Annotated in this window: 9 protein-coding genes; 8 read left to right on the top strand and 1 reads right to left on the bottom strand. The window is 70.4% G+C overall.

Annotated features, from left to right (window positions below):
- Positions 1-34: 34 nt before the first annotated feature.
- The 3 genes from AC4BEG_RS08385 to AC4BEG_RS08375 all read left to right on the top strand — a co-directional run bounded on the left by AC4BEG_RS08385 (position 35) and on the right by AC4BEG_RS08375 (position 2395).
- Positions 35-850 carry a LuxR family transcriptional regulator gene (locus AC4BEG_RS08385; RefSeq protein ID WP_490705269.1) on the top strand — a complete coding sequence of 272 codons (816 nt, stop codon included), beginning with the start codon at positions 35-37 and terminating at the stop codon, positions 848-850.
- Positions 851-1322: 472 nt separating this feature from the next.
- Positions 1323-1619 (top strand): thioesterase II family protein, encoded by a 297-nt coding sequence (locus AC4BEG_RS08380; RefSeq protein WP_490705268.1) that lies wholly within the window; start codon positions 1323-1325, stop codon positions 1617-1619.
- Positions 1620-1657: 38 nt separating this feature from the next.
- Entirely contained in the window at positions 1658-2395 is a 738-nt protein-coding gene (locus AC4BEG_RS08375) for an IclR family transcriptional regulator (RefSeq protein WP_490705267.1), read from the top strand.
- Positions 2396-2448: 53 nt separating this feature from the next.
- On the opposite strand, the gene AC4BEG_RS08370 is transcribed toward AC4BEG_RS08375, so the two are convergent.
- Positions 2449-3234: a thioesterase II family protein gene (locus tag AC4BEG_RS08370; RefSeq protein ID WP_490705266.1), complete on the bottom strand. Its 786-nt coding sequence runs from the start codon at positions 3232-3234 to the stop codon at positions 2449-2451.
- Between the two features lie 1003 nt (positions 3235-4237).
- On the opposite strand from AC4BEG_RS08370, the gene AC4BEG_RS08365 reads away from it, so the two are divergent.
- From AC4BEG_RS08365 to AC4BEG_RS08345, 5 genes are all read left to right on the top strand, one after another.
- On the top strand, positions 4238-5761 hold the full coding sequence (locus tag AC4BEG_RS08365) for a DUF4192 domain-containing protein (protein ID WP_490705265.1): 1524 nt from the start codon (positions 4238-4240) through the stop codon (positions 5759-5761).
- Between the two features lie 141 nt (positions 5762-5902).
- Entirely contained in the window at positions 5903-6664 is a 762-nt protein-coding gene (locus AC4BEG_RS08360) for an NUDIX hydrolase (RefSeq protein ID WP_490705264.1), read from the top strand.
- A 129-nt stretch (positions 6665-6793) separates the two neighbouring features.
- Positions 6794-8974 (top strand): ATP-binding cassette domain-containing protein, encoded by a 2181-nt coding sequence (locus tag AC4BEG_RS08355; protein WP_490705263.1) that lies wholly within the window; start codon positions 6794-6796, stop codon positions 8972-8974.
- 196 nt (positions 8975-9170) lie between these two features.
- Positions 9171-10121, top strand: coding sequence for a FadR/GntR family transcriptional regulator (locus tag AC4BEG_RS08350; RefSeq protein ID WP_490705262.1), 951 nt, complete (start codon positions 9171-9173; stop codon positions 10119-10121).
- A gap of 622 nt (positions 10122-10743) precedes the next feature.
- Positions 10744-12315, top strand: a complete 1572-nt coding sequence (locus AC4BEG_RS08345) for an RNA polymerase sigma factor (RefSeq protein WP_490705261.1) — start codon at positions 10744-10746, stop codon at positions 12313-12315.
- Positions 12316-12402 lie beyond the last annotated feature (87 nt).

The raw sequence follows: 12402 nt of genomic DNA, 5'->3' as shown, positions 1-12402 counted from the left end.
GCCGCCGGGTGTCTGCGGCGGGTGAGTCAGGGCCATGAGCGCCAGGGGAGGAGCCGACGGAGGCGTCGAGGACGTGCTCCGTCAGGTCCGCGAGTTGATCGACGCCGCGGTCATCCAGCACCGGGGGCAGCTGGCCGGCAGCCGACTCATCAACACGGTGGACGGCGGGTACGAGGAAGTCCTCCGAACGGCCAAGGAGTTGATCGACGGGGCAGAGGAAACCATCGACATCATTCACGGCCGCGACGTGAGGCTGGACGGTTATCCACCGGACGCGCTGCGCAGAGTCCTGCGCAGCGACCTCGACACGGTCCGGGTGCGGCTCCTGAGCGCCCCCGCACTGCTGGACGAGGGGTTCGCACAGGAGTACCGCGAGCGGCAGGTGGCGATCAAGGTCGCCCGAATCCCCCCGATCCAGGCGCTGTTGGTGGACGGAGCCCGGGCACTGGTGGTGGCGGAGTCCGCGCTCGGGCGCCGGGCCTCGGTCGTCGAGGCGCCGGAGGTCCTGCTGGCGCTGCGCACCCTGATGGAGGGGGTGTGGCGCGGAGCTGTGCCGGCGCACGAACGCATCTCGTTCGGGGACCAGGCCCGGGCCGCCCAGGCACGGCAGATCCTGGGGTTCCTCCGCGAGGGCGTCACCGACGAGGTGGCCGCCCGCGAGCTGACCGTATCCGTGCGTACCTACCGGCGCTATGTCGCCGAGATCATGACGCTGCTCGGCGCCCGCTCGCGCTTCCAGGCCGGGGTACGAGCGGCGGAACTCCGGTTGCTCGCCACGTCCTGGACCTCTGGCGCGACAGGGTATGAGCCGCGCTGGCAGACGTCGGGAAGGCGAGTGGCAACTTCCTGAAAGTTTCGTTGCCAACCGACGATCGCACACAGTTGTATGGCATGCCAGGAGGGCGCATTCGGCCCCGAAGGAAGTTCCCTCCTGTCCGGCGGCTTCATCCCCCGTAAGTCGCTGGAGCACGGCACGGGCCCGGAATCGCTGGAACGGCATTCCGGGCGCCGTGCCTCTTCTTCCCTGTCGTGCAGTGAAGTCTGTTTGCCAGGTGATTCGATGAAGGGTTATTCGATGGTGGCGAACCGGTCGCCTTGATGTTTCGCGGACGGGGCACACATCGCCGGGGATGGGTAAGCCGTGGCGGTTCGGCGACGACATCACCGACATCCTCCTGCCACTCCCGATGAGGAAATGCACCACATCGGCTCGGCTCAACTCACCTTTGTTTTCGAATTCATGATGGAACCATCGCCAATGACGCGGCGCCCGGCCGCGCTGGGCCCAACGAGCGATGGGCGAGCGAGGAGACCGAAGCACCATGCCAGCAGGTACCCCAAGCGACTGGCTTCGGCGGTACGCCACCCAGGGGCCGTGCAGGATGCGTCTGCTCTGCCTCCCGCACGCCGGAGGGTCGACCGACTTCTTCCGCTCCTGGGGACATGCCTTCGGGGACGACGTGGAGGTGCTGGTGGCTCGCTACCCGGGACGGGAGGAGCGGATCCGCGCCCCCTTCGTCACCACGTTGGAGGCCACGGCCGACACGCTCGCCGACGAACTCGCCCCGTATCTGGACACGCCCGACGACATCCGCACGCGATGGGCGCCGGTCCGGTGAGCACCGTAAGCCCGCATCGGCCGGCGAGCGGAGTCGGTGTGCTCGACAAGGCGTCCATGCTGCTCAGCGTCGTGGAGCGGGACCCGGCCACCCTCGCGGAACTGGTCGCCTGCACCGGACTCAGCCGACCGACCGTGTACCGGCTTGCGTTGGCCCTGGAGCGGCTGGAGCTGTTCGCCCGGGACGTGAGAGGCAAGTTTGTCCTCGGGCCACGTCTGGCCACCCTCTCGGTCGAGACACACCGTGACCGCATGGTGCGGATCGCGGGTCCGGTGCTCACTGAACTCAGCGATTCCACCGGCCTCGACGCCCGGCTCTTCAGGCGACGGGGGGACATCCAGGTCTGTGTGGCCGTCGCGGACCGCGGCGACACCTGTGATCACCTGATTCCCGTCGGCACCGCGCGGCCCGCCAAGGCCGGACCGGTCGCCCAGGTGCTGCTCGCCTGGGAGGATCCCGATGCGCTCTACGAAGGGTTGCGCGGCGCCCGCTTCAGCGCCGTCCACCTGGCCCGGGTGCGCAGCCGGGGCTGGGCGCACGGGCCGAATGTCTTTGTGCCCAGCGCGGTGTCCCTCGCGGTACCCGTGTGGAGCAGGGAGGGAGGTCAGGTCTTGGCCGCGGTCGTGGTGTCGGGCAGGCCGTCCCAGGTGCCGTCGCGCCCGGGGCGTCTGCTGACCGGGGCGCTGGTCGACACCGCCGCACGGATCAGCGATGGTCTGCTGCGCTCCGCCGGGGGAGCGGGTGACGGCACGGGCCCGGACGCACCCTTCGCATAGAGCCGGGAGCACCCGGCCGCGGCAGCTCCCCGTTCATGGGAAGCTGCCGCCGATCAGTGGGTGGCCACGGGCCGGGCGAACGCGGTGAGGCAGTCGCGGACGACCTCGGCGACCGCGTCCCACTGATCGCTGAGGTAGAAGTGGCCGCCGGGGAAGAGCCTCAGCTCGAAGGCGGCGTGGGTGTGGTTCTCCCAGGCCCGGACCTGATCCTCGGTGGCGGCTACGTCCTCCCGGCCGGTCAACGCCGTGATGGGGCAGGTGAGTTCGGGCCCCTCCTGGTGGCGGTAGCTCTCGATCGCGCGGTAGTCGCCGCGCAGCGAGGGCAGGATCATCTCCACGACCTCCTGGTTCTCCAGGAGACCGGCCGCGGTTCCGTTCTGCCGCCGCAGCTCGTCGATCAGGGCGGCGTCGCCCCGTTCGTGCAGGTTCCGCGGCGGGCAGGACACGCACGGCGCACGGCGGCCGGAAACGATCAAACCGAGCGGGCTGTGTTCGCCCTGCCGCTGCATACGGCGGATGACCTCGTAGCCGACGACCGCACCCATGCTGTGCCCGAAGAACACCAGGGGCCGGTCCACCCAAGCCTGGATCTCGTCGTGGACGCGATCGGCGAGTTCGGCGATGGTCACGCACGCCGGTTCATGGCGACGGTCCTGACGCCCCGGGTACTGCACGGCCAGCACTTCGGCTGCCTCGCCCATCTCGGTCGCCAGGGGGTGGTAGAACGATGCCGCACCGCCCGCGTGCGGAAAGCACACCAGGCGAACAGGCGCGTCCTCCTGCGCCGCGGGACCAACGTCCTGTATCCACACGCTGTTTCGGTCACCGATGTGCGCCATGGAATCTGGTTCCTCTCGTTCGGGTGGCCCGGGTGGCCCGGGTGGCTCACTCCGTCTCGGTCGTGTCGGGCCCGTGCGATGGAGCGCCGCAGGGGGCGACCCCTGGCGGCGCTCCGGTGGGAGAGGGCGCACAGTCTTCCGGCCGTCTGCCCTCACCGGTCAACCAGTTCAGTCGGACGTCGCCTCGTCGTCCGGCGCCGCGGGCAGTGGCTCGTCCTCGCCGAAGATTCCGATCCAGCAGGTGAACCGCCAACGCCGCCGGTGTCGGGTAGATGAAAATGATCGTCGCCCCAACGCTTCCCCTTGCAGCAGATATGCCCCTGGTCGGCGCATGTACATGGCGATCGGTCGACTCATGGCGGATGCGTTCCGGGGTAACCACGACTTCTGGCCCGGCGAAATGTGCGCCGTTGGCAACAAGACCTCATAACCCTGTAGAACCCTAGTAAACCTGCCCTGCGACACGGTCTCCCGCTGTCCAGAAGCTGCCAGGCGCAATCTTCCTGTGCCCTAAACCTGTCAGGTAAAGGGGGCGGATGAACTCCTCCGTGATAGGGCTACAAGCCATAGCAACTCGGCTATACCCCGCCGGGGCAGACCTTCACATGTCCGGAACCTGCCAGACGCAGATCTTCCCATGCTAATCGTAGAAACGATGCGTTCCACCATTGGTTGGCCCGAGTTCGGCCGCGCGGTGCGATACGTGCGCGCCGAGGGCAACACTCTGTATCACCTCGCCGACGCGGCCCGGCCGGATACGGGCACATGGGGAGCCCCTGTCAGAACGGGGCCGCGAGGCTGACGCCATCGATCCAGCGGCGGAGGCGGTGACGTGAGGTGGCTCCCGTGGTGTGGACACTTCCGACAAGGTATCTGCTGCCCTGGCGCGCTCATGCCCCCATGAGACCCGATCCCCCGACAACACACGAGTGGGTCGCGCGGCCTGTGGATAACGTTATCCACAGGCATGGCGGGGGCGGCTCGACTGAGGGACCGTCGGGCTATGACTCGACACGACGAAGCGGCCGGGCTCTCCGGCCAGGACCAGGTCACGCTGCGCAGCCCGGCGGAACTCGCCGACGCCCTGCCATATGTTCTGGGCTTTCATCCGGACGACAGCATCGTGATGATCGCGCTGCACGGCCCTCGCGGTCGGTTCGGCGGACGGCTGCGGCTCGGTATTCCCGGCACGCCCGAGGAGTGGCCGGAGGTCTGCGACCAGCTCGCCGAATGCCTGATCACCAGCAGTCGGCGGCGCGGTGAGCGCCCGGACGGGATCGTCCTGTTCCTGTGCCAGGATCCGGCCGAGGGCGAGGCCGGGCTGGACACGATGGAGCGGCTGCGGCCCCTCGCCCAGCGTCTGCGCATCGCGTGCGGGGCGATGGAGGTGCCCGTCTACGAGGCGCTGTGCCTCTCCGGCGGCAGGTTCTGGTCCTATGTCTGTCCCGACCAGCGATGCTGTCCGCCGGAAGGAGTGCCGCTCGCCCTGCCCGGCACCTCGGTGATGGCCGCCGCCGCGACCTTCGCGGGTGTCCATGTCCGTGGTTCGCTGCGGGAGATGGAGGCCCGGCTGTCACCGCTCGTCGGGCCCCGGGCCGAGGCACAGGAGCGTGCGCTGGACGTGGCCGCGGGTGAGCTGGTGCCGCGGATCCTGGAGCGCACCGACTGCGCCACGGTGCGGGCGGAGACCCTCGTCCTTGTGGGGCAGATGCTCGACCGGCTCAGCGCGGCTCCACCGGCCGCCGACCTCTCCGCCGCTGATCTCCACGACGACGGTCTGCTCGGAGACGAGGAGAGCGCAGCGGTGATCATCGGCCTCCAGGACCGGGTGACACGGGACTGGGCCGCGCGATGGATGGAAGGGCCCGACACCGAGGCGGCCCTGCGGCTGTGGCATGCGCTGGCCCGCCGCTGCGTCGGCTCCTATGAGGAACATGCCGCGGCGCCGCTCACCCTCGCGGGCTGGGTCGCATGGTCGGGAGGTGATGAGCCCGCCGCCCGGGTGGCGCTCAGTCGGGCGCTGAAGGCCGATCCCGAGTATCTCTTCGCCAGGCTGCTGCACCAGGCGTGCAACGAAGGGCTCAACCCGGAGCTGCTGCGCCGGTGCCTTCGCCAGGGCGGAGTGGACCGCGCCGTGCACGCCGCGGTCCAGGAGGAGTTGGTGCGGGCCCGCGCTGCCGAGCCGATCGGTCCCGGCGATGGGGGGGAGGCCGTGGAAGCGGCGGAGCCCGTGGGGACAGAGTCACCGGAAGCACCGGAGGCACCGGAGGCACCGGAGGCACCGGAGGCACCGGAGGCACCGGAGGCACCGGAGGAAGCGGAGGAAGCGGAGCAGGACGAGAAGCAGTTCGGGGAACGGAGGGACCGGGCGGACGAGGGGGTGCGACCGGAGCGGCGGGCGGCCGGCGGCGGGACCGGACCTGGCGGCCCGGCCGCGGCGAGCGGGCCGGGAGGCAGGCGCCGCCCGGAGGGCAGGCCGCGTACCCGGCGCCGTACCGGAGGGCGTGGGACGCGCAGCGGGCGCTGACCACAGCCGCGTCCGGGGAGCGGTATTCGCCGACAGAAACGGGAATCGCGCAGGGATACGGGGGGGGAGAGCGATCTCACGAACATCCACGAGCATGCTGAAGAGCCTGTTTATCGTCAGGCAGACGACTATGATCGCTATATGCCCTACGACCCGTCGGCCTTTCCGGCATTCGCCGTCACCGTGGATCTGGTCGTGCTCACCGTGCGGCGGCACGCGCTGTGTGCGCTGGCCGTCCGTCGCGGAGAGCCGCCCTTCAAGGGGCGATGGGCGCTCCCGGGGGGATTCGTCCGGGCTGACGAGGACTTGGCCGCGGCAGCGGCCAGGGAGTTGGCCGAGGAGACCGGGCTGCTCGCCCATGACCCGGCTCTCCCGGCTCCGCCGAACGCCGCCCATCTCGAGCAACTCGCCACCTACGGCGATCCGAAACGTGATCCCCGGATGCGTGTGGTCAGCGTCGCGCATCTCGCCCTCGCCCCCGACCTGCCCGCGCCCCGGCCCGGAGGGGACGCGCACAGCGTGCGCTGGGCCCCGGTCGAGTCCCTGCTGGCCCAGGAGGGAGCGTTCGGTCGCGACGGCGAGCTGGCGGCCCCGCTCGCCTTCGACCACGCCCGGATCCTCGCGGACGGGGTCGAGCGCGCCCGCTCCAAGATCGAGTACTCCTCGCTGGCCACGGCCTTCTGCCCCCAGGAGTTCACGGTCGGCGAGTTGCGCCGGGTCTACGAGGCGGTGTGGGGTGTCGCCCTGGACCCGCGCAATTTCCACCGCAAGGTCACCGGCACTCCCGGATTCCTGGTGCCCACCGGAGGAACGACCACCCGTCAGGGCGGCCGTCCCGCACAGCTGTTCCGGGCCGGAGGCGCCACGCTCCTCAATCCGCCCATGCTCCGTCCCGAGGTGTGACGGCCCATGACACGACGACTCGTCAGAGGGTGAGGTTCCGACGAAATAGGACATAGCGGGTTACCGTGCTCCGGTACGTCACCAGTCCCCACGTGCCACCGAGCGGTTCCACGCCCCGCGGGAGAAGGAATGATCCAGGCCACCGGACTGACCAGCACCCCCCGCCGCAACCATCCGCCCGTCATCGACGATCTCACCTTCGAGGCCCCACCGGGCCGTGTCACCGTCCTGCTCGGTGGCACCGGCGCGGGGAAGACCAGTGCGCTGCGACTGCTGCTGCAACTCGACCGAGGTCATGGCTCCGCCTTCTTCCGGGGGCGGCCCCTGCACCGCATCCGGCGCCCGGCCCGCGAGATCGGCGTTCTGCTCGAGGACGTCCCCGGCCACCCCAGCCGCACCGTGCGCAGCCATCTGAGGATGCTCGGAGCCGCTGTCGGGGTGCCCGCTTCCCGCGCCGATGTGGTGCTCGATGTTGTCGGTCTCACCGACCTGGCCGATGAGCGCATCGGGAATCTCGCCGCCGGGATGGAGCGTCGTCTCGGTATCGCCACCGCGCTTCTCGGGGACCCGCACACCCTCATCCTCGACAACCCCGCGCGGGGACTGTCCCCCCGCGAGACCGCCTGGCTCTACCGGCTGCTGCGCGCCTTCGCGGCACAGGGCGGTGCCGTCCTCGTCACCTCCGACGACCCCGAGGGGGTCCTGCGCCTCGCCGACCGGGTGCTGACCCTGGAAGGCGGGCGGCTGGTCGCCGATCAGCCGGTCGAGGAGTTCGCCCGCACCCGGCTGCGTCCTCGTGTGGTGGTTCGGTCCCCGCTCGCCGGCCGGCTCGCCGCCGTCCTCGAGGAGGAGGCCCACACCATTCGGCAGGCCGCCGAGGCGGAGGCGGCCGCCGAGGCCGCGGCCAAGGCAGCGCGCGCGGCCAGGGCCGCCGAAGCCGCCGAGGCCGCCAAAGCGAATGGCTCCGCGACCGGCGACCCGGCGAACGAAGCCGCCAAGGGCGTCGCCAAGGCTGAGAAGAAGGCTGAGTCGAAGTCCCGGTTCAGTTTCCGATTCCGCACCAGAGCGGCCGCGAAGGCAAAGCCCCGGACCGAGTCCGTCGCCGGGGCCGCTGGGTCCGCATCGGCCACGGCCACCGCAGCGACCACCACTTCCACCGCGCCCATGGTCACCCTCGGGGCGACCGCGCCCATGCCCGCCACCGCGGCCATCCGGACCGTCGAGGCCGATGGTGCCCTTACCCAAGACGGCAAGGGGATCTCCGGTGAGACCGGAGCCGCGGCGGCCGAGCCCGACACCGAGCTCGAGGAGATGTCGGCGCTCGCCGACCCGTTCTCCGTGGTGCGGGACGACGAGGTCCATATCTCGGTCTACGGCCTCCCCGCCGCCTCCGTCGGGGAGGCTGCCTACCGCCACGGCATCGTGGTGCACCGGCTGATCGAGGAGACCGCCGACATGGGGCCGACGACCTCCGCGGGCATCCGTGCCCGCGACCCAGAGGCGCCGCCGCCCCGCTTCCTGCCCCGGCTCCGTCTCCCCGGCCCCGCCTGGCCGATGCGTTATGAGCTACGCCGTGCCATCGGCGTACGGACCGGCTGGTTCATCACCGTCGCGGCGATCGTGACCTCGCTCGTCGCCTCCGTACTGCTCGCACGCGCGGGGATCACCGGTGAGCTGCACCGGGTCACCGGCTGGCCGGCCGACCTTCCGCTGCCCCCCGTCGCCATCGCCGCTGGACTGCTCGGTGCGCTCGCGTTCGGAGAGGAGTTCCGCTATCCGGCGCTGGCGCCCGCCCGTGACACTGTGCCGCGCCGACTCGGCCTGCTCTCCGCGAAGTTCATGGTCTGCGCCGCCGGGGCGATCCTGCTGTCGGTCGGCGTTGTGGTTCTGGACAGCGCGGCCCTCCTGCTCCTCGTCGGCGGAGACGCCGTCCCACTGCCCGCCGACTGGCCCGAGCTGACCGCCAGTCTCTTCGGTCTCACCGTCGGTTCGTCATGGGCCGGACTGCTCGCCGCCGGTGTCTTCCGTTCCACGGCGCTCGGGCTGGCCACTCTGCTCGCCGTGCCGGTCCTGGCCGTGCCTGTCGTCCAGCGGGTGATGCAGGAGCCCGAGCTGCGCTCGCTGGCCATGCTGCCGCACCGGCTGCGTGCCTCCGCGCTCGAACGCCCGACCTCCGAATTCGACCGCGTGTTCGCGGTCTTGATGCGGCTCGCGGGTCAGCCCGTGGGTCAGGCGCTGATGCTGTCGGTGGCCGTCCTGCTGTGCGCGTATGCCCTCACCGGGTTGCGCGGCAGGAGTACGCGCCAGTAGTGCGCCGTGGGCCGGGTTGTCCGGCCCACGCTTTGGCGCCCGCTCACCGGCCGTCTCCGTGCGGCGGCGCCCCGCCGGACCAGGTCGGGGGTCGTTTCGCAGGTCCAGCGCATGAAGTGCTCGCAACACCGCGAAGGGTGCTGCTTTCTGTCCGATTGAGCGTCAATTGTGAGGTAATGGGCGATCACCCTTTCGTGTGCTTTTCACCAAAGACCTCAAGGGCCTTCGGAGCGTCGCCGACAAAGGATGCGTGAGTACCCTTGCGCACACCACGATGACCGCGGCTCGTCCCGCCGACTCCGGCCTGGCCGGCTCGGGCGAGCTTGACCGCTACTCCTACGCCGACGCCCCCGGCGCCGACCGCGGCAGCGCTCCCTCATGGGACGGCGCCGACACGGAAATCGGACGGGTGGGCCGACGCGCGGCCGGCAACCGGGGCCGCGGGCTGCACGGCCAACTCGTCCAGCAGCTGGGCCAGATGATCGTTTCCGGCGACCTGGGCGCCGACCGCCCCCTCGTCCCCGAGGAGATCGGCCAGCGCTTCGAGGTCTCCCGCACCGTCGTACGGGAATCGCTGCGTGTCCTCGAGGCCAAGGGCCTGGTCAGCGCCCGCCCCAATGTGGGCACCCGGGTCCGTCCGGTCAGCGACTGGAACCTCCTCGACCCGGACATCATCGAGTGGCGCGCCTTCGGCCCGCAACGCGACGACCAGCGCCGTGAGCTGTGCGAGCTGCGCTGGACCATCGAACCGCTGGCGGCGCGTCTCGCGGCGGGCCACGGACGTGAGGACGTCCAGCAGCGGCTCGCCGACATGGCCGAGATCATGGGTCATGCACTGGCCCAGGGCGACACCCTGACCTTCTCCCGCGCCGACGCCGAGTTCCACGCCCTGCTGCTCCAGGTCGGCGGCAATCGGATGCTGGAGCACCTGGCGGGGATCGTCGGCGCCGCTCTGCACGTCTCCGGCGCGTCCAGTACCGGCTGCGACCGCCTCACCGAGGCGAGTGTCGGCCACCACCGCCGGATCGTCGAGGCGATCGGCGCGGGTGACGCCACGGCGGCCGAGGCGGCGATGCGTCAACTGCTGACCGTCCACCCGGATCTCGACCACGCCGAGGTCGGGGTGCCCGCGCCGCGCGAGCACTGATCCCGCGGCGCGTTCCGCGCGCCCCGGGGCGTCGCGCGTCCGCCGGATACGGTGCCTGCCCCGTACGGCGCCGGGCAGGCGCGGCCGCGGCGGACCGGGTGCACGGGCGGACCTGCGCGGCGTCCGGAAGCCGCAGGGCGGGCAGCGGGCGCGGATGCGCGGTGGACGTACGGCGTACGGCGTTGAATGCCGGGCGGGCCGCGAGTCGCGGTCCGGCGGGCGGGCGAGGGTCCGGCGGACGCTGTGCGGCGTACGAGAGCGGCGTCGCCGGATCCCGTGACGCGGGTTCGGCGGCGCGGCGGCGCGGCGGCGAGGCCGCGGCGTCCCGGAGATCCTGCGGCGCTGTGCGGAATCCGTATGTGATCAACTCGGAGTTATCTGTCCGGTTAGGTGGGTATTAATACCGTTATGGGGTGTGACTCGGGCCACGACGATTGGGCGTAACGCTCTTTGGGGGAGCGCGATGATTAAAGAGGTGGCAGCCGCGGAGGGAATACGGATGTCGCTCATAACGCTGTACTCCTCCGCACTCCGCCCGCGCCGTCGGTTCATCCCTGCCGGCGGTCGTCGGCTCCGGTCCTCATAGGGCCGAGCCGGAAGCCGTTTCCAACGTTCCGAGAGGTTGTTCGTGTCGGCCAGCACATCCCGTACGCTCCCGCCGGAGATCGCCGAGTCCGAGTCTGTGATGGCGCTCATCGAGCGGGGAAAGGCTGAGGGGCAGATCGCCGGCGATGACGTGCGTCGGGCCTTCGAGGCTGACCAGATTCCGCCAACCCAGTGGAAGAACGTACTGCGCAGCCTCAACCAGGTCCTCGACGAGGAGGGTGTGACGCTGATGGTCAGTGCCGCAGAAGCGCCCAAGCGCACCCGCAAGAGCGTCGCAGCGAAGAGCCCGGCAAAGCGCACCGCCACTAAATCCGTCGCGGCCAAGCCGGTCACGACCAAGAAGAGCCCCGTCGCTCCGGCCGCTTCCGCGGCCGACGCGGGCGCCACCGCCGACGAGCCCGCCGCGGCTCAGGCGAAGAAGGCTGCCGCGAAGAAGACCACGGCGAAGAAGGCCGCGGCCAAGAAGACCACCGTGGCCAAGAAGGCCGCCGCGAAGAAGACCACCGCCAAGAAGGACGCCACCGACGAGCTCCTCGAGGGCGAGGACGTGATGGAGGAGGCGCCGACGGGCAAGCCCGGCGGCCCCGAGGGCGCCGAGGGCGAGCCCGAGAACCAGGGCTTCGTGCTGTCCGACGAGGACGAGGACGACGCCCCCGCGCAGCAGGTCGCGGCGGCCGGTGCCACCGCCGACCCGGTCAAGGACTACCTCAAGCAGATCGGCAAGGTCCCGCTGCTCAACGCCGAGCAGGAGGTCGAGCTCGCCAAGCGCATCGAGGCGGGTCTGTTCGCCGAGGACAAGCTGGCCAACTCCGACAAGCTCGCCCCCAAGCTCAAGCGTGAGCTGGAGATCATCGCCGAGGACGGCCGCCGCGCCAAGAACCACCTCCTGGAGGCCAACCTCCGACTGGTGGTCTCGCTGGCCAAGCGCTACACCGGGCGCGGGATGCTCTTCCTGGACCTGATCCAGGAGGGCAATCTCGGTCTGATCCGCGCCGTCGAGAAGTTCGACTACACCAAGGGCTACAAGTTCTCCACGTACGCCACCTGGTGGATCCGTCAGGCGATCACCCGCGCCATGGCCGACCAGGCCCGCACCATCCGTATCCCGGTGCACATGGTCGAGGTCATCAACAAGCTCGCGCGCGTGCAGCGCCAGATGCTCCAGGACCTGGGCCGTGAGCCCACCCCGGAGGAGCTGGCCAAGGAGCTCGACATGACCCCCGAGAAGGTCATCGAGGTCCAGAAGTACGGCCGTGAGCCGATCTCCCTGCACACCCCGCTGGGCGAGGACGGCGACAGCGAGTTCGGTGACCTCATCGAGGACTCCGAGGCCGTGGTCCCGGCCGACGCCGTCAGCTTCACGCTGTTGCAGGAGCAGCTCCACTCGGTGCTCGACACCCTCAGCGAGCGCGAGGCGGGCGTGGTCTCCATGCGCTTTGGCCTCACCGACGGCCAGCCGAAGACGCTCGACGAGATCGGCAAGGTCTACGGCGTGACGCGTGAGCGCATCCGCCAGATCGAGTCCAAGACGATGTCGAAGCTGCGTCACCCGTCCCGTTCCCAGGTGCTCCGCGACTACCTGGACTGATCCCTCCGCGGCTGGAAGCGGCCGCGGCGGATGAAACGACACAGCGCGAAGGCCGGACCCCGAGAAGGGGTCCGGCCTTCGCGCTGT

This window comes from Streptomyces sp. JLBJ103, assembly GCF_058215575.1.
Note: the sequence above shows the minus strand (reverse complement) of the source record. Positions and strands in the feature narration are given on the sequence as shown.

What these genes read in the sequence shown, in the direction of transcription:
- AC4BEG_RS08385 (WP_490705269.1), top strand. Translation starts at nt 35, where the DNA reads ATGAGCGCCAGGGGAGGAGCCGACGGAGGCGTCGAGGACGTGCTCCGT.
- AC4BEG_RS08370 (WP_490705266.1), bottom strand. Translation starts at nt 3,234, where the DNA reads ATGGCGCACATCGGTGACCGAAACAGCGTGTGGATACAGGACGTTGGT.
- AC4BEG_RS08360 (WP_490705264.1), top strand. Translation starts at nt 5,903, where the DNA reads ATGCCCTACGACCCGTCGGCCTTTCCGGCATTCGCCGTCACCGTGGAT.
- AC4BEG_RS08355 (WP_490705263.1), top strand. Translation starts at nt 6,794, where the DNA reads ATGATCCAGGCCACCGGACTGACCAGCACCCCCCGCCGCAACCATCCG.
- AC4BEG_RS08380 (WP_490705268.1), top strand. Translation starts at nt 1,323, where the DNA reads ATGCCAGCAGGTACCCCAAGCGACTGGCTTCGGCGGTACGCCACCCAG.
- AC4BEG_RS08365 (WP_490705265.1), top strand. Translation starts at nt 4,238, where the DNA reads ATGACTCGACACGACGAAGCGGCCGGGCTCTCCGGCCAGGACCAGGTC.